This window comes from Parasphingomonas halimpatiens (genome assembly GCF_036663795.1).
GTDB lineage: Bacteria > Pseudomonadota > Alphaproteobacteria > Sphingomonadales > Sphingomonadaceae > Sphingomonas.
Genome location: NZ_JAXOJP010000001.1, coordinates 162206 through 180672 on the forward strand (window position 1 = coordinate 162206; position 18467 = coordinate 180672).

An 18467-nucleotide genomic window follows, 5' to 3' on the forward strand; every position below is an offset into this window, starting at 1 on the left:
GCGAGGTCTTGGCCGCTATAGCTAGCGGCCCTCTTCCGCTGAATAGAACATCGGATTGCGCAACCAAGCCTCGACCGCAAACTCGCTCCAGCCGACGCACCGATCCGAGATCTTGATCTGCTTGGGGAACGTGCCGTTCTCGACCTTGCGGTACATGGTCGAGCGGCTGAGGCCGGTCCGTTTCAGTACAGCCTTGAGCCGAATGATGCAGTCTTTGGGTTCGTCAGACATGGGGTAGGTCTCGCATTTCGCTGGTCGTTTTGCGCCCCTGTTGAGTAACTTGAGACAGGATTCCGCGCTGATCAAGAGGGCCGGAATCAGTGCCGGCGCGCCTTGGCGGGGCCTGGCGCAACATGGCGTTTCAGGGCGCTTGTCCGGCGGCGAAAAATAATTTTCGCGGGCCCGCTCGGACGCGCCGGGCGCGCTTGCCTGCCCGAACAGGGTCATGGCTGTCGCGCCGGAAGCAGTGAGAGGAAGAGCTTCGCCTTGCGGCTTCGTGACGGGCTGAGCGCCGGGAGAGAGGCTCCTGGCCGGCCGGTCACGGAGACCAGCAATGAACCTCGTTTCTTCTCCCGCCGGCCCACGCCACGATCCCACGCCTGTGCGCGGCGCCTACAAGGTGGATATCTCGCGCGGCCATATCAGCCGCGTCTCGTCGGAGTGGTTCTCGCGGCCCGACGACGAGCGCTTTCTGTCGCTGACCGCGCTCTACGATGCTGTCCGCGCTCGTGCCGAGAACGCGGTTGCCCGCACAGTTGAGTCTCGCGCGGTGCGCGTCGAAGCCAGCCGCGACGACGCCGAGCGCCTCGAGTTTATCGTCCCCGGCCGCGACCTGCCGATCGCCCCGACCCACTGGTCGTTCGGCCAACTCGCTGGCCTGGTCGGCGCGCCGTCGGGCTATCTGCGCCAGCTCCCCGCGCCGCTGGCCGGCATCAACCTGCAGCATGGCCTGCTCAAGCACCGTGCCGAGCTGGTGAAGACGCTCGAGACCGGTGACGGTCGTATCGAGCTGCGCGCGGTGACCGGTCCGGACTATGGCCGGATCTGGGATCATGAGCTGGTCGAGGCGGTGATGAAGATCGCCGGCAACGGCACCGGCGACACGCGCTGGAAGGTGCCAGGCGTGCTCGACTGGTCGAGCATGACCCATAATCCGTTCGTCGAGATCACCAAAGACACCACCACTCTCTATGCGAGCGACCGCGATGTGTTCCTGTTCCTGGTCGACGATGCCCATCCGATCGAGGCGGGGCGGCTGCCGAACGGCGATCCGGATCTGTATTTCCGGGGGTTCTATTGCTGGAACAGCGAGGTCGGATCGCGCTCGCTCGGCATAGCTTCCTTCTATCTTCGCGCGGTGTGCATGAACCGCAACATCTGGGGCGCCGAAGGCTTCGAGCAGATCAGCATCCGCCACAGCAAGTTTGCGACCAACCGCTTCGCGCACCAGGCGGCACCATCATTGGAGCGGTTTGCTGACTCCTCGGCATCCGCGTTCGTCAGCGGCATCCGCAGCGCGCAAGCGCAGATTGTCGCGCGCAGTGACGAGGACCGCGAGACGTTCCTGCGCAAGCGCGGGTTCACCCGGCCCGAGACCGACAAGATCATCGCCACCGTCTTGGCCGAGGAAGGCCGTCCGCCGGAATCGATCTTCGACTTCGTGCAGGGGATCACCGCGCTGGCGCGCGGCAAGTCGCATCAGGATGCGCGGCTCGATCTCGAACAGCGAGCGGGCAAGCTGCTGGCAGGCGTTCGCTAGCCGCGCGGGGCAGTCTGTCACCACGATTGCCGGAGATGGCGCAGCCTTTCGAGTGAGAGGGCTGCGCCATTTTTTCATGACGGGTTGAGTGGCTGGAGAGAGTCTTCTGCCTGCCCGTCATGGAGAAGTCTCATGGCAAGCAAGTCCCCATCCGCGCCCAAGCTCGTGCTGAGTTCATCGCGCGATATCCCGTTCAACAAGCTGTTGCTCAGCCAGTCCAACGTCCGGCGGATCAAGGCTGGCGTCTCGATCGAGGAGCTGGCCGAGGATATTGCCCGGCGCACGCTCTTACAGAGCATCACCGTGCGCCCGGTGCTCGATGCGGACGGCGCCGAGACCGGCATGTTCGAAATCCCCGCCGGTGGCCGGCGGTTCCGCGCGCTCGAGCTGCTGGTCAAGCAGAAGCACCTGGCGCGTACCGCGCCGGTGCCCTGCGTCGTGCGCCACGGCGGCATCGCGGAAGAAGACAGCCTTGCCGAGAATGTCCATCGTGCGCCGCTTCATCCCCTCGACCAGTTCCGCGCGTTCCTGGCCATGCGCGAGAAGGGGCAGAGCGAGGAGGAGATCGCCGCCGCGTTCTTCGCACCCGTGTCGGTGGTCAAACAGCGGCTGCGGCTGGCCTCGGTCTCGCCGCGCCTGCTGGAGGTCTATGCCGAAGATGGCATGACCCTCGACCAACTCATGGCCTTTACCGTGAACAGTGATCATGCGCGGCAGGAACAAGCGTTCGAGCAGATCGCGAACTCACACTACAAGGAGCCGCACGTCATCCGCCGCATGCTGACCGAAGGCGCGGTGCGTGCTTCGGACAAGCGTGCGCAGCTCATCGGCGCGGACGCCTATATCGCGGCGGGTGGTACGATCCTGCGTGACCTGTTCCAGGGTGATGATGGCGGCTGGTTCCAGGATGCAGCCTTGCTCGACCTGCTGGTCACCGAGCGGCTGCGCGACGAAGCGCTGGCGCTGAAAGCCGAAGGCTGGCTATGGATCGATGCCGCGCCCGACTTCCCGTTCGGTCATACCTATGGCCTTCGCCAGCTGCGCGGCGAACAGCCGACGCTGACCGACGAGCAGCAGGCGGCATGGGATGCGCTGACTGCCGAAAATGATCGGCTCGAACAACAATATGCCGACGCTGACGAACTGCCCGAGGAGGTCGATCACCGGCTCGGTGAGATCGAGACCGCGATCGGCGCGATCGCTGACCGTCCGATCCTGTTCGATGCCGCGGACGTGGTGCGCGCCGGCGCGTTCGTCAGCATCGACGGGTCGGGCAATTTGCGCATCGAGCGCGGCTATGTCCGGGCCGAGGACGAGGAGCCGGTCGAACCCGCGGGCGGCGCGGCGAACGACAATATCCTCCCCGCCGATGTCGATCGTGATGGCGGCGATCAGCAACAGGACGATGGCCGTCCTGTCCCGCCCCCTAGCGAGCCCGAAGAGGATGACGGCATCAAGCCGTTGCCCGACTCCCTGCTGAGCGAACTGACCGCGCATCGCACGCTCGCGCTGCGGTTCGAGCTTGGCGAGGTCCCCGACATCGCGTTCGTCGCCGGCCTCCACGCGCTCTGCCTGCGGGCATTCTACCGGTTCGCCCAGGACAGCTGTCTCGAACTCGACCTCAAGCACAGCATGTTCGCAGCCCAGCCGCCGGGGCTCGCCGACAGCGACCTCGCTCAGGCGTTCGACGCGCGGCATCAGGCGTGGAGCGCGGCCCTGCCCGAGCAGCCGGTCGATTTGTGGGATGTGCTGCTCGCGTTCGGTGAAGAGGAGCAGCGCGCCTTGTTTGCGCACTGCGTCTCGCTGTCGCTGAACGCGGTGCACGAGGCCTATAATCGCCGGCCGCGTGCCATCGCGCATGCCGACCGCCTCGCCGAGGATATCGATCTCGACATGGTCGCCGCCGGCTGGGAACCGATGGTTGGCAACTATCTCGGCCGCGTGACCAAGGCGCGCATCCTGTTGGCGGTGCGGGAGGGGAAGGGCGAGCAGGCCGCGGAAGCTATCGCGCACCTCAAGAAGATCCCGATGGCCGAGAAGGCGCAGGAACTGCTCGCCGGGTCGGGCTGGGTGCCGGAGCCGCTGCGCATGCGTGGTCACAGTTTGTCCCGTGCCGAGGGCGCCGCTGACGATGCTTCGTCCGCTACCGCCGAGGTCGGAAACGAAGAATTGGCGATGAACGGCGGCGAACGTCACGGTGACGCTGATCCGGAACCCGCCGACAATGACAATGCGGACGACGGCGAGCCGATCGCCGCGGAATAGCGATCCCCTCCTCACCTTGCAGGGCTCGCCGGCGACGGCGGGCCCTTTTTTCTTGAAGGACCTTCTCAGATGCCGAGCGACTTTGCCGATCTGGCCCGACAGCTTGCTGAGCGCGCCGAGGCCGTCTGCCGCCACTATCTGTCGAACGGCGAGCGGCATGGTCGCTACTGGGTGGTCGGCAACGCTTACAACTCACCTGGCAGGTCGATGTTCGTGCGCCTGATCGCCCGCGATGGCGACAAGGGGCGCGCCGGGAAATGGACCGACGCCGCAACGGCTGAGCATGGCGACCTGCTCGATATCATCGCCCTGTCGCTCGGACACGTCCGCAAGCGCGACACGCTCGTCGAAGCGCGCCGCTTCCTCAGTATTGCACCGTCGCCGGTTGAGAACGATGCCAGGTTACGGTCGTCGCGGTCTTCTAAGCCGACCGGCACGCCCGAGGCGGCGCGGCGCCTGTTCGCTGCTGCGCGCGCGATCGAGGGCACGGCAGCTGAGCGGTACCTCGCGACCCGTTCGATCGTTCGAGGCCGATCATCGTCGGCACTAAGGTTCCATCCCGGCTGCTATTACCGGCCCTCCAAAGACGACTTGCCGGGCACAAGGGCAGCCTGGCCCGCGTTGATCGCAGCGGTCACCGATATGCGCGGCACGATCACGGGTGTGCAGCGCACCTGGATCGATCCGGTGACGTTCGCCAAGGCACCGATCGCGACCCCGAGGCGCGCCATCGGCAATCTCCTGGGGCACGGTGTCCGGTTCGGTTCGGCCGGCACGGTGATGGCGGTAGGGGAGGGCGTCGAGACCATGTTGTCCGTTCGCGCCGCTCTGCCGGATATGCCGATGATCGCGGCGCTGTCCTCGGCTCACCTCGCTGCACTGGAGTTCCCGCCGCAGCTGCGCAGGCTCTATGTCGCGCACGACAATGATATAGCGGGGGAGGGTGCCCTGGCGCGGCTGCAGGAACGAGCCGGCGCGGCAGGGATATGCGTCGTGCCACTCACACCTGAGCTCGATGACTTCAACGACGATCACCGGTTGCTGGATTCTGACACCGTTAGGCGTCGTATGCGGCCGCAGCTGCATCCGGAAGATGCCGAGCGGTTCTTGGATGAGGGGTTCCTGATTTAGGGACTGATCTGGGCGTTGCCGCACTGCCTCTCGTGGTGCAGCGCCTTCGGCCTTCTCAAGAGGGCGACAGAACGCCGCGTGCCGCGGCCCCGCAATGGCGGGCGGTCACTATTTTCCGCCGGCGGGCGCGCCCACCTTTGCATCGCGAGCTCAAAATAGCGCCCGACCGCCATCCTCCACTGCGCTGCGGCCCCAAGGGGGTGCGGACCCACGCTCGCGCGGCGTCTTTCGTCGCCTGCGAAGGCCGCGAGAGGCGCGGGACCTCGACGACAGGAGTCCAGCATGGCGATCGAACATCACCAATCCGAGTACGAACCCGATCATCTTCAATCGCCGACCGGTGCCATCCTGCAGGAACTGGCACTCTACGCCCACCGGCCCTTTGCCGATGAGCCCGATCCGCGACCGCTGCCCGAAGGCCGCATGGTCGCCGGCGCTGTGGCGGACATCTTCGACGCGTTCGTCGCCACGCTGCAGGACACGAGGCTCGAGCCCGATCTTGAGGATCTGCTCTGGGGCACGACCAACCTGTTCCACCGTGCCGCCGAGCGGGTCGAGCGCGAGCTCGACGACAATGAACAGGCGCAAAAGCGCAGCCAGCGCGAGCAAGATGGCTCCGAGGTCAAATCGGTCGAGCTGGAGCAGCTGTTGAGCGAGGGTCTCACGCTCCTCGAACGGCGCGACGCGATGGAGCTGTTCCGTGACTGCGCCACCGAGCAGTTCCGGTTGCACATCCGCAAACCCTGGGCGCCCCGTTCAGGCTCGGTCGCCAATCGCCGCATGCTGACCGCATCGATGATCGACAGCCGCGACTTTCTCAACGAGCGCCGCCGCGCCGAGCGTGAGGTGCTCATTCCCGCAGGGCCGAAGATCGCGTTCACCTCCGGCCAGGACTACAACGACCACCGCCTCATCTGGGAGGTGCTCGACCGGGTGCATGCCAAGCATCCCGACATGGTCCTGCTTCACGGTGGATCGACCAATGGCGGCGAGCGCATCGCCGCATGCTGGGCGGACGCACGCAAGGTCACCCAGATCATGTTCAAGCCCGACTGGGCAAAGCACCGCAAGGCCGCACCGTTCAAGCGCAATGACGCGATGCTGGCGGTTCTGCCGATCGGTGTGATCATCTTCCCCGGCACCGGCATCCAGGACAACCTTGCCGACAAGGCCAAGGCGATGGGAATCCGGCCGATGGATTTCCGAACGAAAGGCGGAGGCTGACGGGCAGGGGCACCTGTCGGGAAACAAGGCCCATCCCCGCTCTTGAGGCGCAATCCTTGGTCCAACGCCGGGCCTAATGCCTTCAACCCATGAAGGGTCCGCTTAGCTTACGCTGCGGCCGCGCCGGCTTCGCCGGCGCGGTGACGGCGGCCCTGCGCCAGACACTTCGGGCGCCTGTCGAGCGGGGATGGTCCTCGCTCCCCGACAGGAGCCTCACCAATGTCGCTGCGCACCGCACAGTTTCGCGCCTGGAACCTCTCTCGCACCCTGATGGTCGCAATCGTGTTGTTTCGGATCGACGGGCGGGAGTTCGGGGTGACCGAGGCTTGCGAATATGACGGTGATCCCGAGGCGATCGTGCGGACATACGATCCGTTTGAATGACGTTCATCTGAGTCGAACGGCTGGTTCCAGGTGCAATAAAGTAACAAGCCATATTTTTATTGATCCGGGGGAGGTTACAAAAATCCGATGTTGAGCACGCCACTTGACAGCGAGCCCATATCACCCTCGTTGAAGACAACCGTTCCACCACCCATCCGTTTCGCCAGCTTGACCATGCGCTCGTTCAACGTCTCGGTTGAAATGGGTTCGGATGATATGCCTTGCGCCAGAAGCACCGGATCGCCGAACACGAAGGTGTAGCGATCGTCTTCCTCCTCCTGCTTAAGGCATGGACGCCTGCAGACGACCCAATAGGTATTTGCTCCGATCTGCGCGCGGTCAAAGCCGAGCAGGTTTTTTGCGGTTGGCATTTCGGCCAGCATTTCCGTGGCCGCGAATTTAAGGGTCGCTTCGCCATCGTCTAGGCAGGCAGAAAGCGAGAAAATTCCGTCATCGGCGTCGATCAACTCTTGAATCGTGACGACCGGATCGTCATTCGCCTGGCACACCTTCAACAAGCTATCGACCGCCTCATCGAGCCAATCGAACCACTGATCATGAAGGTTCATGACGGCGGGCGCACTTGTCTCGATCGAAATGCGGCCCGCTACTGCCAATGATGCGGCCATCGGTGATTGCGCCGCTTGGAAGAAGGAGGCGACCTCCTTCAGAGCCCGAAGGGATATCGCCGCCCTCGACTCAATTTCATAGCTGATCTCGAATTCACCGTTGCCCTTTAGTACCGCGGAAACGCAGGCCGAGGTAAAGGCCATGCGGGCCATCTCTATCGGAAGGCCTGGGAACCCGAATGATCTCACTTCGCCGTGCAAGTTTGCGATGCGCCCATTTTCGCCGACGATGGTGAGGGTCGCGGCCTCGGGATTGACGCTAATGCGCGCTTCGTCCGGCTTGTCATCGAATAGCGGCGTTTTCGCGGGGATGTCGAAGCGCCGATTATGGATTGTCACATGGTCGATTGGAGCGACCGGAGCCAAACCAACTGAGTGATCGATGAGCGTTTGCAGCTGGTCGTAGGGGACAGTGAAATTGCCCGAATATTGGACCCCGTCATTACCAAGGCTATCCCGCAACGCCTTCTTGTCGCCGGCGTAGCTCTCGGGCTGCTGGTCGCAAAAGCTCTGAATCCATGCCACCAGATCGCCGGTGTGATCATCGGCGTCGGTAAATGGGATCGGCAGCAAAATGCGGTTCAGCGCCGTGATCCCATCGCGGTCCGCTTCCCTGGCGCGCTTGAGGGTGGCTTCCATAAGCTGAGAGTGAAAGTGACGCGCGTAGATGCGCTCTGTCTCGCCGTCGCTGGAGAACCAGAACAGCACCACGAAACAGATGTCTGGCTCGCGGGTAAAGCGCAGTGCGTTCGTCAGCTTGAACGACGTACGCGGCTTGCCGCCGACCTTCGACTTGACCTGCACGCGAGCCGTGCTCGAGCCGGGTTGCTGATCGTGCGGCAGCCCGGCAATGCTCGGCCGATCGAATTCGATCAGATAGTCCCAGCCGGTCCGATCGTCGGTCGATTTATGCCGGGTGAGATCCACATCGTCGCACAGCAGCTGGAAGCGCGTTTCCGCACGTTTGGGGTAGTTTGGCTTCTTGGGTTTGGTCATGGGTGACCATTGAACGCCGGGGCCGGATTCCCGTCAAGCACGCGATCATCTCACCGATGCCGGTACCGAAATTAACGCGGGGTGCTTCGATCGAGATTACAGCGACATCACCCTTCGCGAGGGTTACAACGCGGCAACGGAGGCGGCGGCTGTCGACTTCTAAATGCATTGGTCAAACGGAACGGTTGAGCGAACTTGAACTGGCTTCGCAAACATCCGTTTATCGTCAGCGGCCTTGTGGGCCTCGCCGTGATTTTTGGGCTTGGTCGGTTGGTGTCCCTTGTCACTGGACCACCGCATTGCCGTGATGGATGGCAGTCACCCTCAATCGGGAGCCGTGGTGCCTGCTCATGGCACCACGGCGTATCGCACGACGGCGAGGCGTTGGGCTTCTTTGTGCTCATCATCGGTGGCATCGCTGGGTGGATGACGTTCACAAGGCTGGTTGAAATAACGCCGGCGACGCCCGCTGATCCGGCGGCCTTCAAGCGCTGTCCGAAATGCCATGGCAAAATGGATCATGCGCCTCACCATGAGCGCCAGCTTCGCTGCCATCGTTTCCCGCTCTGCGAAGGCTATATCGACCTCAGTGCATCGCCAGCGCCTGTCATTCGGCCGCCTTATATCCCGCGAGCGACGACGGCACGAACATACTCGCCGCGATCTCCGCCGAACCCCCCCCCTGGCACGAGCTGCCCGCTTTGTTCAGCGACGATGGTTATTCGGAAAGCACGTCATGGCCGATTTCGGGGCAGGCAGTTCTACGGTTGCTCGCAATATCCTGCCTGCCTAGGCACACGGCCCAAGGGCTAAAGCCGCGAAACCGAGACGACGATGCCTGTCGGGCAGCATAGTGGGTGCGAGCGCACAGGTTGTTGGGGTGGACGGCCTCCGACGGCATCGCAATGTGCCATATTGAGGTTGTTAGATCTCAATGGAGGAGACCGCCCATGGACGAGATTATTCGTATCGGGATGGATACGTCAAAGCATGTGTTTCAACTTCACGGCGTGAACGCAGCCGAGGAGCCGGTGCTGCGCAAGGCGTTTCGGCGCAGGGACATGATCGCGTTTTTCGAGACGCTGCCGCCAACGGTAATAGCGATCGAGGCGTGCGGGGCGTCGCACCATTGGGCACGACTGTTGGGCGCGTTGGGCCATGAGGTGAAGCTGATCCCACCGCAATATGTGAAGCCCTATGTGAAGCGCGGCAAGAACGACGCGGCCGATGCCGAGGCGCTGTGCGAGGCGATGAGCCGGCGGACGATGCGCTTCGTGCCGGCCAAGAGCGCCGAACAGCAGGCCGGGTTGATGCTGATGGGGATGCGTGACCGGTTAGTCCGCAACCGCACGCAGCTTGCCAACGCGGTCCGCGGCCATGCTGCGGAGTTCGGGCTGACCGCGGCGAAGGGGATGGCGCATGTGATGCCGTTGCTCGAACGGATCGCGGGCGACGAGGCGCTGCCGGCGCTTGTTCGCGAGCTGTTCGCCCTCAAGCATGATGAGCTTGTGCGGCTCGAGGCCGAGATCGACACGCTCGATGCCAGGTTGATGGCGTGGCACCGCGCTGATGAGTGCGGTCGCCGGCTGGCCGAGATTCCCACCATCGGCCCGATCATCGCATCGATGCTGACGATGAAGACGCCGGCGCCCGAACTGTTCTGCTCCGGCCGCGACTTCGCCGCCTGGATCGGCCTAACGCCCAGGGATCATTCCACCGCCGGCAAGAACCGGCTCGGTGTCATCACTCGCGCCGGCGACGAGGCACTGCGCAGCGCGCTGGTGGTCGGCGCGACAGCCCTGCTCCAGCAGGTCAGGATAGGGCGCAGCCGACACGCGTCGCCCTGGCTACTCGATCTCCTCAAGCGCAAGCCACCGAAGCTCGTCGCCATCGCGCTCGCCAACAAAACCGCGCGCATCGCCTGGAAGCTTATGGTCACCGGCGAACGATATCGGCCTCGATCCGCACCCGTGCCGATCGCCAACGCCGCATGAAGCTCAGCCAGCACGGGGAGCAAATCTGATGCAACCGTGCTGAGATGAGGCCGGAACTTGCAAGACGAACAGCAGATGGAGTGATCGATCGATCCGGTACGAGGGACAATCCGTTTGAATCAATGACCGTTACAGGTCGCCAGGTTGTTTGGAACCCTCGTCGCGGATGCCATCTTGGCCAGCGGTCATGCGCGACCGCCTCAACAGGCCGGACATATGATCGCAAGCGATCCCTTCGCTTTTATCTGCCGCAACTCTTGTAAGCGGAAGCCGTCCACATATGATTCAACCGTACCGAGATCGTCGGCATTTGTGAGGCTCACTATCGCTGGAGCCCGACCAAGATCGTTCTTGATGCCGCTGCTGTTCGCCATTGCCGCCGTAATATCCAGCGTGTGCGGTTTCATATGGTCGGTGCGTCGCCGACGGTGAATGTCGTGTCGATCGGCGTTGCGATGCAGGAACTGCTACGGCCCCCACTGCCTGCTGATTATTGAGCGCAAGGCTAGCCCGGAAGACGGCACCACCTTTTTTCAGGCCAGTCGCCAGGGATGTCCCTTCTTGATCTGGCCGCCTGAGTGGCCTCTCGATTGGCTGAGCTAAACGAAGGACGGCTGCGCCTCGATCGCCTTGGCACAACCGCAGGCCAAGCACTTTCTTCCCCTGGGCTTCGCCCATTCCTCGCGAGGCAAGAAAGCGCTTGCCCTGCGGTCCTCCGCTTTCGCTGCGGGCATAGCTGCGCCGGCGACACGCCTCCGCTCTTTCGCACGCCATCGAGACCGCATCGGGCGGCTCGAAGACGAAGGAGAATGAACATGGCGAACATCGGCAGCTTCAAGAAGGTCGGCGTTGAATATCACGGCGAAATCCTCACCCTCAGCGTCCAGGCAAAGAACGTCCGGATCGTGCCCGAAGAGGGCAGCACCAACGACGCCGCACCCAGCCACCGCATCTTTGTCGGCCGCGCCGAAATCGGTGCCGCCTGGCCGAAGAAGTCCGGCGAAGGTCGCGAGTATCTCTCGGTCAAGATCGACGATCCGAGCTTCAACGCTCCGATCTTCGCCAACCTGTTCGACGACGATGGCGCTGACACCAGCACCCTCATCTGGTCGCGTCCGCGCCGCGGCAACGACTGACCGATCAGCGCCCCGCCCGGTGAACCGGGCGGGGCGCCCATCCCCTCACTGGAGTGCCAGATATGAGCGAGGAACTATCAGATGCCGCCATCCTCGAACGGCTTGCCGCAGGACTGAAATCCATGCCGCCTTATCCGAAGGCAGTGTTCGTCCGGCACCGGTTCGACGATGCGAGCTACGCCGAGATCGCGGCCGAACTTCGGATTACGACTGCAGAGGTCGAAGGCCATATCGCAGCTGCAGTCTTGCACCTCCACAAGGCGGTGTGGACCTGATCATCGGGAGCTCGATCTCTCGACCCTACCGACAATAGGTTCGAAGTGAATGTGGATTTTCCGCGGCTACCGGCTTTCTCGCTGGCGAGCGCGGGACCGTTCCGACTAGGATGAATTACCATGCGCGATACGCTCGATCACCTGCCGTCCTCAAAACAACGCGAGCTCGCCCATGTCGTGCGCGTATTGTTCGAGGAGTTCGCCGAGGCGACCGCGCGTGCGACGCAGCCGTGGAAGAAGAAGGGCCGCATCCTCAAGGTCGTTCTCTACGGCTCTTATGCGCGCGGGGACTGGGTCGACGATCCAGTTGGTGGCTATCAGTCGGACTATGACATCCTCGTTATCGTCACCGACGATCGGCTCACTGACGTGGTCGATTATTGGTCCGCCGCCGACGACCGGCTGATGCGCGACATGACCATCAACAATGCGCTCTCCGCGCCGGTCAATTTCATCGTCCACAGCCTGAACGATGTGAACAAGCAGCTTGAGCAAGGCCGGCCGTTCTTCATCGATATCGTCGAGCAGGGCGTCGCTTTGTACGAGGCGGAGGGGTTCCCATTCGCTGCGCCGATCAAGCCACCGCGCGCCAAGGCCCGCGCCGAGGCGCAAAAGCACTATGACGAGTGGTTCAATAGCGCCGTCGGCTTTGAACAACAGGCAATCTTCGCCTCGCAAAATGGCCGCGAGAAGATTGCCGCCTTTGAATTTCATCAGGCCGCGGAACGCTTTTACCACTGCACACTTTTGGTGCTGACCCTGTACAGCCCGAAGTCGCACAAGCTCAATTTCCTTCGATCACATTGCGAAGAAATCGCACCGGAGCTGATCGCCGCCTGGCCGCGCGACGACAAGTTTAGCCGGCGTTGTTTCGAACTCCTGCGCCAGGCCTATGTCAACGCGCGCTACTCGCCGCACTTCAAGGTCAGCGATGAAGAGCTGGGCTGGCTTGGCGAGCATGTCGCCAAGCTTCAGGAGCTGGTCAAATCGGTCTGCGAGCGGCGCCTCGCCGAACCCGCCTAGCCGGCAACAGGTCGCGCGGCCGGGGCAGCGAAGTGCTGCCTCGGCCGCGCGAAATAGATCAGGCGGTCGCCTTCTTGGCGCGCGGCTCGCGCGCAGGCTTGACTGGCTCGGCGGCTACCGCCGCGCGCGCAGCGCGGCCCTTTTGGCCAAGGCCGATCTTGTGCGCCATCGCGCGGCGGCTTTCCGAATAGGTCTCGGCGACCATCGGATAAGCGGCCTTGAGGTTGTAGCGCTCGCGGTATTGCTCGGGCGTCAAGCCGTGTGTCGAGAGATGGCGGCGCAGCGTCTTGTAGGGCTTGCCGTCGATCATCGAGATGATGTGATCCTTCGACGCCAGCGACTTGCGCGCCGTCACCGCCGGCGTGAACGTCGGTGCTTCTTCAGTGCCGGTCGCGGTGGCCGGCATGCCGCCGGCGAGCTCCGTCACGGTCGCATGCATTGTGCGCAGGAAAGCTGGCACATCTTCCGCCGTCACTCGGTTGTTCTGGTTGCCGAGCCAGGCGATGGTGAGTTCGGTCGCCAGTTCGACGGCGTTCAGCGTGGTTTCGTCAGTCATGAGTTCGCAAATCCTGTCTGGGTGCCTGCGCGCAAGTGGAGGGGCAGGCGGATGCCTGGCGCCATAGACTAACCCTGGCCCACGTCCAGATGACGATGTGGTGAACATTGTTCACACCGCATCCTCCGGCGCAAATCCACGCCTGCCGCGACGCTGCCACAGAAGTAGGTGCTGGTCGCGATCTTCGCTGCGCAGGCGAGCAGCGATGTCGAGCAGTGCGCCATAGATAATCGCGCGATCGTCACTGGTGAGTTCGATGATCCCAGCCTTTGCGACCAGACCGCCAAGCTCGATCAGCTGGCGGGTGCGTTCGCGACGTTTCATGACCCAGGCGCGTGTGTCAGTTCTGGCGCGACTGGCTTCCAGCCGGTTGCGTGCGGCTGTCACTCGCCGCAGCTGTTGAAGCGTTTGTACGAGTGTTGTCTTGTTCGGCCTTTCGCTGAAACATTGCCGCGCCCGCTTTTCGCCACGCCTCCTTCGTCGAGGCATCCTTACTCGACGCCGCGGCGAGCAAGGCGCCGGCGAGCATATCGATCGGTAGCGCGTCAGCCCGGCATGCAATCACAAGCTCGCCCAGTTGCATTATCTTGCGTTGACGCAAGGTGCGTGTCTTTTGATCAAGCGCTTCGATCTCGGCGTCAAAATCACGGGGCTTGCGCATTAAAGCATCCTTGGTTCTACTGGCAACGTTGACCAGTTATCGCTTCGTTCGATCAGTCGCAATGCAACGAAATCTCTTGGGACTGTCCCGTCCCGAGATTGATGAAATCTTTCGAGGGCGCGCTTATACGTCGTGCCGACGTCGCTTTAGAAGTGTAGATGGATCGTCGTCATGGCGATCTATCATTTCTCGGCGAAGATGATCTCCCGCGCTGCCGGGTCGAGCGCGCTGGCCTCTGCTGCCTATCGTTCGGCTTCCCGGCTTCACGACGAGCGGCTCGACCGGCACCACGACTTCTCGAACAAGGCAGGCGTCGAGCATTCCGAGGTGATGCTGCCGAAGGGTGCGCCCGAACGACTGTCCGACCGCGAAACCCTGTGGAATGAGGTCGAGGCGGTCGAGCTACGCAAGGATGCGCAGCTGGCGCGCGAGATCGAGTTCGCCATTCCGCGTGAGATGACGAAGGAGCAGGGCATCGAGCTGGCGCGCGACTTTGTCCGCGAGGAGTTCGTGTCGCGCGGCATGATCGCGGATCTGAACGTGCATTGGGATATCGGCGCTGACGGTCTGGCAAAGCCCCATGCGCATGTGATGCTTACTACCCGGGAGGTCAGTGATGAGGGGTTCGGTCCCAAGAACCGAGACTGGAACGCTACCTCCCTGCTGGACAAGTGGCGCGAGCGCTGGGCTGAGCATGTTAACGAGCGCCTGGCCGCGCTCGATATCGATGCGCGCATCGATCATCGCTCGCTTGAGGCGCAGGGGATCGACCTAGAGCCGCAGCACAAGATCGGGCCGGCAGCGGCGCGGATGGCGGGGCCGGGGCTCGCCTCGGAACGGCTCGAAGAGCATGTCGAAATCGCGCGTTCCAATGGCGCAAAGATCATCGCCAATCCGCAGATCGCGCTCGACGCGATCACGCGGCAGCAGGCCACGTTCACCAACCGCGACCTGGCCATGTTCGTGCACCGGCACAGCGACGGCAAGGAGCAGTTCGATCAGGTGATGGGGGCGGTCCGCGGGTCGCCGGAGCTGGTGGCGCTCGGCAAGGACGGCCGCGGCGACCAGCGATTCACCAGCCGTGACATGATCGAGACCGAGCAGCGGCTGGAACGCGCGACCGATCGCCTCGCCGGGCGGTCGCGGCATGGTCTTTCGGCGGCGGCCTGGGGGGGCCATATGGCCGCCGCCGAAAGTCGCGGTCTCCTGCTCGGGGGCGAGCAGAAGGCCGCGCTCGAGCATATATTGAAGGGCGGCGACCTTGGCATTGTCATAGGTTATGCCGGCACCGGAAAATCCATGATGCTCGGCGTCGCGCGTGAGGCTTGGGAGAACGCTGGCTATAGCATCAAGGGCATCGCTCTGTCCGGCATCGCCGCGGAAAATCTCGAAAGCGGTTCGGGCATTGCGTCGCGCACCATTGCTAGTCTCGAACATCAATGGGGGCAGGGGCGGGAGCTGCTCGATCAACGCTCGATTCTGGTCATCGATGAGGCCGGGATGGTCGGGACCCGGCAGCTGGAACGCGTCGTCAGCGAGGCCGAAAAGCGCGGCGCCAAGGTGGTGCTGGTTGGCGATCCCGAACAGCTCCAGGCGATCGAGGCTGGCGCCGCGTTCCGCTCTACCGCAGAGCGGCACGGCAGCGTCGAGATCACCGAGATCCGCCGTCAGCGTGACGACTGGCAGCGCGATGCGACGCGCTACCTAGCGACTGGCCGCACGGGCGAGGCGGTCGCCGCCTATGACGAACATGGGCGGGTGCATGTCGCAGATACGCGCGAGCAGGCGCGAAGCGAGCTGATCGATCGGTGGGACCGCGATCGGGCGTCATCGCCGGGGGCGAGCCAGTTCATTCTCACGCACACCAATGACGAGGTGCGCGAACTCAACATCGCCGCGCGCGATCGGCTGCGCGCCGGCGGGCATCTTGGCCAGGATCTCACGATCCAGGTTGAGCGCGGTGAGCGGTCATTCGCTACCGGCGACCGGGTGATGTTCCTCAAGAATGAGCGGGAGCTTGGGGTCAAGAACGGCACGCTTGGCCAGGTGCAGTCGGTCACGGCTACGCGCATGGCTGTGATGTTGGATGACGGTCGGTCGGTCGCGTTCGACGTGAAGGATTATGCCAATATCGATCATGGCTATGCCGCGACTGTGCACAAGTCGCAGGGCGTGACGGTCGACCGCGTGCATGTGCTGGCGACGCCAGGTCTTGATCGGCACGCCGCCTATGTTGCGCTGTCGCGGCACCGTGACAGTGTCGACCTTCATTATGGCAGTGACGACTTTGCTGGTTCAAGCAAGCTGGTTCGCGCGCTGTCGCGGGAGCGCGGCAAGGATATGGCGAGTGACTATGCGCCGGCGCAGGAGCCGGCTCGTGCCGCGCCGGCGGCACCGAAGCGTAACCCGTTCGCAGGCCTGAAGCTGAGCAGCGCGGCCACGGTTGAGCCAGCGCGCTCGCCGCTCGACAAGGCGGTTGAGCGCTATGCGCGCACGGCATCCGATATCGTGCGCATGCGGCGGGAAGGTCTTGAGGCGCTGCCACATCAGCGCGCGGCGTTCGCCGAGGCCGGGGCGGCGTTGAATGTCATTCGTCCGGAGGGCGCCCGTGATTTGCGTAACGCGCTGAACGCGGAACCGGCGCTCATCGATCAGGCAGCGAGCGGCAAGACGGCTGCCGCCATCCGCGCGATGGCGCTCGAAAGCGAAGTGCGCATCGACACGTCGCAGCGCGCTGATCGGTTCGTGAGCGACTGGCAGCGCAAGACAAAGGTGCTCGACCGACTCAATCGGGTCGGGGATTACGACCAGATCGACCGGGCGCGGCAGGATCTGACGAGCATGGCAAAGAGCTTGCACCGCGATCCGCAACTCGAGTCGCTGCTGCGAAATCGCCACAAGGATTTAGGCATCGGCGACCTTCGGGAAAAATCATTGTCCCAGGGTCTCCTCGAACTGCCCGGCCTCTCACGTAGTCGCGGACTCGGACTCTAAGTCGTACCTATGGAACAAATGCAACCGCAAAACGATGTCGATCAACGACACGTTCCAGGAATTCCGGCCGCCGCCTGATGAAGCAGGTCTGGCCCGATCGGCGGTCGCGAGTCTCGGCGCGGGGCAAGTAAATTTTCCCGGCTATTGTCTCGCGGTGACGGCATTAACCAGGAGCTTGGAACAAGCCTCCGCTGCGAACCGAGCCCGCTAGGTCTCATCGCGCTCGAGTCCCGGGTGCCGTAGCGCTTCCAAATGTTCGATTGATTTGGCTTCGACGCCCGCGACTTCGTTTCTTGCTCCATCCATCGCAATCACCAGTTCGTCCATTTTAAGATGTAGCGCCCGCTCGCTTCTTCGTTGTCCATTAAGAACCATTTGGGTCAGCGTAATAGAGCCGACGGATAAAATCAGGGTCAAAGTGTTTTCGCCTGCCGCGCCGGCTTTTAGAAACCACCCTGCACAAAATAGCGCCACTAGTAGGATGGACAGCGGTGCGCCGGCCAGGTCGGCCGTTCGTCCTGATACGCGGCTCCCGAATTCGTTCAGTCGCTTAAACATGCAGTGTCACCTCCCCGAAATCGCCCGGTGGACCTCAGATGGACGAAGGGGCCACTAGGATGGCGCCGCCTTCCCAGCGGACAGTCGATGGAGAGCCCGCTTTGGCCTCATTGTCTCCTGAATTTTTTATCATCTTTGCTGGCAAGCCAGATCGGTTAGGCCGCGCTGCGGCGCATGCGCTGCCACGCTTAGGCAAACGACGTCTCGGCCAGGATAACCTCAGCTTAGTTTTTGCGGCGACCGGGCTGCTGATGGGTGACGGCGTGCGATCGCCTTATTCGCTATGGTGAAACAACCGGCAGGTTTGTAATTTGTCATGGGTCCGTCGCAATTTCGTCATTTCCATTAGCCGAGTCTGATCCGTGACGGGCACGTCCTCAGAGCGGGGGATGTGGGTCGATCGCGTGACGGAGTTGATCATGAAAAGAGTCGCAATCTTGGCCGCAATATTGGTGACGGTGTCACCGACCATCGTAAGCGCGAAACATCATTTGAAAGGTGCGATCGCTGGCGCCGCCGCAGGACATATGGTGGGGCACGGGCATGCCGTCGCCGGTGCCGCTGCAGGGGCAATGATCCAGCATCATCATGCAAAGGTAAAAGCGCGTAAAAGCAGGTAATGAGGCTTTAGCCTCGGTTACGCTGCATCTCTTAAAATTGCGGCGGGATCCGTGTCTACGTTCGGAAAAAATACCCCGGCGATAAGGCCGGGGTAGGTCTCCAGTCATCGGAGAGAGGAACCACGTAAACGGGTGAATCCCGAATTCGATCCTAATAATCTCGCGGCGGAGGCAAAAAGCCGTCGAGCGGACTAGCGATCGACCACAATTTCGGAACGCATACGAGTTCTGCTAGTGCGTGCGGTACATGAGGGTCCACATC

Annotated in this window: 19 protein-coding genes and 2 pseudogenes; 13 read left to right on the forward strand and 8 right to left on the reverse strand. The window is 62.8% G+C overall.

The window, feature by feature from the left end:
* Positions 1–21: 21 nt before the first annotated feature.
* A complete protein-coding gene (locus U1839_RS00705; RefSeq protein WP_332801751.1) occupies positions 22–447 on the reverse strand; it encodes a helix-turn-helix transcriptional regulator in 426 nt (141 codons plus the stop codon).
* 106 nt (positions 448–553) lie between these two features.
* Here U1839_RS00705 and U1839_RS00710 point away from each other — a divergent pair, with 106 nt between their 5' ends.
* The 5 genes from U1839_RS00710 (at position 554) to U1839_RS00730 (ending at position 6763) form a co-directional block, all read left to right on the forward strand.
* On the forward strand, positions 554–1759 hold the full coding sequence (locus tag U1839_RS00710; protein ID WP_332801752.1) for a DUF932 domain-containing protein: 1206 nt from the start codon (positions 554–556) through the stop codon (positions 1757–1759).
* Between the two features lie 132 nt (positions 1760–1891).
* Positions 1892–4024, forward strand: a complete 2133-nt coding sequence (locus tag U1839_RS00715; protein ID WP_332801753.1) for a ParB/RepB/Spo0J family partition protein — start codon at positions 1892–1894, stop codon at positions 4022–4024.
* Positions 4025–4093: 69 nt separating this feature from the next.
* Positions 4094–5155 carry a DUF7146 domain-containing protein gene (locus U1839_RS00720; RefSeq protein WP_332801754.1) on the forward strand — a complete coding sequence of 354 codons (1062 nt, stop codon included), beginning with the start codon at positions 4094–4096 and terminating at the stop codon, positions 5153–5155.
* A gap of 282 nt (positions 5156–5437) precedes the next feature.
* A complete protein-coding gene (locus tag U1839_RS00725; RefSeq protein ID WP_332801755.1) occupies positions 5438–6379 on the forward strand; it encodes a DUF2493 domain-containing protein in 942 nt (313 codons plus the stop codon).
* 219 nt (positions 6380–6598) lie between these two features.
* Positions 6599–6763: a hypothetical protein gene (locus U1839_RS00730; protein WP_332801756.1), complete on the forward strand. Its 165-nt coding sequence runs from the start codon at positions 6599–6601 to the stop codon at positions 6761–6763.
* A 74-nt stretch (positions 6764–6837) separates the two neighbouring features.
* Here the strand turns inward: U1839_RS00730 and U1839_RS00735 are convergent, their stop codons facing one another.
* On the reverse strand, positions 6838–8388 hold the full coding sequence (locus U1839_RS00735) for a hypothetical protein (RefSeq protein ID WP_332801757.1): 1551 nt from the start codon (positions 8386–8388) through the stop codon (positions 6838–6840).
* A gap of 273 nt (positions 8389–8661) precedes the next feature.
* Here U1839_RS00735 and U1839_RS26880 point away from each other — a divergent pair.
* Positions 8662–8724: pseudogene (locus U1839_RS26880) on the forward strand (hypothetical protein); the annotation flags it as partial.
* A 12-nt stretch (positions 8725–8736) separates the two neighbouring features.
* On the opposite strand, the gene U1839_RS00740 reads toward U1839_RS26880, so the two are convergent.
* Positions 8737–8943, reverse strand: a complete 207-nt coding sequence (locus tag U1839_RS00740) for a hypothetical protein (RefSeq protein ID WP_332801758.1) — start codon at positions 8941–8943, stop codon at positions 8737–8739.
* 144 nt (positions 8944–9087) lie between these two features.
* Between U1839_RS00740 and U1839_RS26885 the strand changes: the two are divergent.
* Both U1839_RS26885 and U1839_RS00745 read left to right on the forward strand, forming a co-directional pair.
* Positions 9088–9201 (forward strand): annotated as a pseudogene (locus tag U1839_RS26885) (topoisomerase DNA-binding C4 zinc finger domain-containing protein); the annotation flags it as partial.
* A 137-nt stretch (positions 9202–9338) separates the two neighbouring features.
* The gene (locus tag U1839_RS00745) at positions 9339–10382 is read left to right on the forward strand and encodes an IS110 family RNA-guided transposase (protein WP_332801759.1); all 1044 of its coding nucleotides are present in this window, start codon (positions 9339–9341) and stop codon (positions 10380–10382) included.
* Between the two features lie 200 nt (positions 10383–10582).
* Here the strand turns inward: U1839_RS00745 and U1839_RS00750 are convergent, their stop codons facing one another.
* Positions 10583–10789 carry a hypothetical protein gene (locus tag U1839_RS00750; protein WP_332801760.1) on the reverse strand — a complete coding sequence of 69 codons (207 nt, stop codon included), beginning with the start codon at positions 10787–10789 and terminating at the stop codon, positions 10583–10585.
* 408 nt (positions 10790–11197) lie between these two features.
* On the opposite strand from U1839_RS00750, the gene U1839_RS00755 reads away from it, so the two are divergent.
* The 3 genes from U1839_RS00755 (at position 11198) to U1839_RS00765 (ending at position 12816) form a co-directional block, all read left to right on the forward strand.
* Positions 11198–11518: a DUF736 domain-containing protein gene (locus tag U1839_RS00755; protein ID WP_332801761.1), complete on the forward strand. Its 321-nt coding sequence runs from the start codon at positions 11198–11200 to the stop codon at positions 11516–11518.
* A gap of 62 nt (positions 11519–11580) precedes the next feature.
* Positions 11581–11793, forward strand: a complete 213-nt coding sequence (locus tag U1839_RS00760; protein WP_332801762.1) for a sigma factor-like helix-turn-helix DNA-binding protein — start codon at positions 11581–11583, stop codon at positions 11791–11793.
* A gap of 120 nt (positions 11794–11913) precedes the next feature.
* Positions 11914–12816: a HEPN domain-containing protein gene (locus tag U1839_RS00765; protein WP_332801763.1), complete on the forward strand. Its 903-nt coding sequence runs from the start codon at positions 11914–11916 to the stop codon at positions 12814–12816.
* Between the two features lie 58 nt (positions 12817–12874).
* On the opposite strand, the gene U1839_RS00770 is transcribed toward U1839_RS00765, so the two are convergent.
* The 3 genes from U1839_RS00770 to traD all read right to left on the reverse strand — a co-directional run bounded on the left by U1839_RS00770 (position 12875) and on the right by traD (position 14033).
* A complete protein-coding gene (locus U1839_RS00770; protein WP_332801764.1) occupies positions 12875–13372 on the reverse strand; it encodes a Ros/MucR family transcriptional regulator in 498 nt (165 codons plus the stop codon).
* Positions 13373–13483: 111 nt separating this feature from the next.
* On the reverse strand, positions 13484–13696 hold the full coding sequence (locus U1839_RS00775; RefSeq protein ID WP_332801765.1) for a conjugal transfer protein TraD: 213 nt from the start codon (positions 13694–13696) through the stop codon (positions 13484–13486).
* Positions 13697–13712: 16 nt separating this feature from the next.
* Entirely contained in the window at positions 13713–14033 is a 321-nt protein-coding gene (gene traD / locus U1839_RS00780; protein WP_332801766.1) for a conjugal transfer protein TraD, read from the reverse strand.
* Between the two features lie 171 nt (positions 14034–14204).
* Here traD and traA point away from each other — a divergent pair, with 171 nt between their 5' ends.
* Positions 14205–17027 carry a Ti-type conjugative transfer relaxase TraA gene (gene traA / locus U1839_RS00785; RefSeq protein WP_332801767.1) on the forward strand — a complete coding sequence of 941 codons (2823 nt, stop codon included), beginning with the start codon at positions 14205–14207 and terminating at the stop codon, positions 17025–17027.
* A gap of 207 nt (positions 17028–17234) precedes the next feature.
* Here the strand turns inward: traA and U1839_RS00790 are convergent, their stop codons facing one another.
* Positions 17235–17585 carry a low affinity iron permease family protein gene (locus U1839_RS00790; protein ID WP_332801768.1) on the reverse strand — a complete coding sequence of 117 codons (351 nt, stop codon included), beginning with the start codon at positions 17583–17585 and terminating at the stop codon, positions 17235–17237.
* 419 nt (positions 17586–18004) lie between these two features.
* Here U1839_RS00790 and U1839_RS00795 point away from each other — a divergent pair, with 419 nt between their 5' ends.
* Positions 18005–18205, forward strand: coding sequence for a hypothetical protein (locus U1839_RS00795; RefSeq protein ID WP_332801769.1), 201 nt, complete (start codon positions 18005–18007; stop codon positions 18203–18205).
* Positions 18206–18467 lie beyond the last annotated feature (262 nt).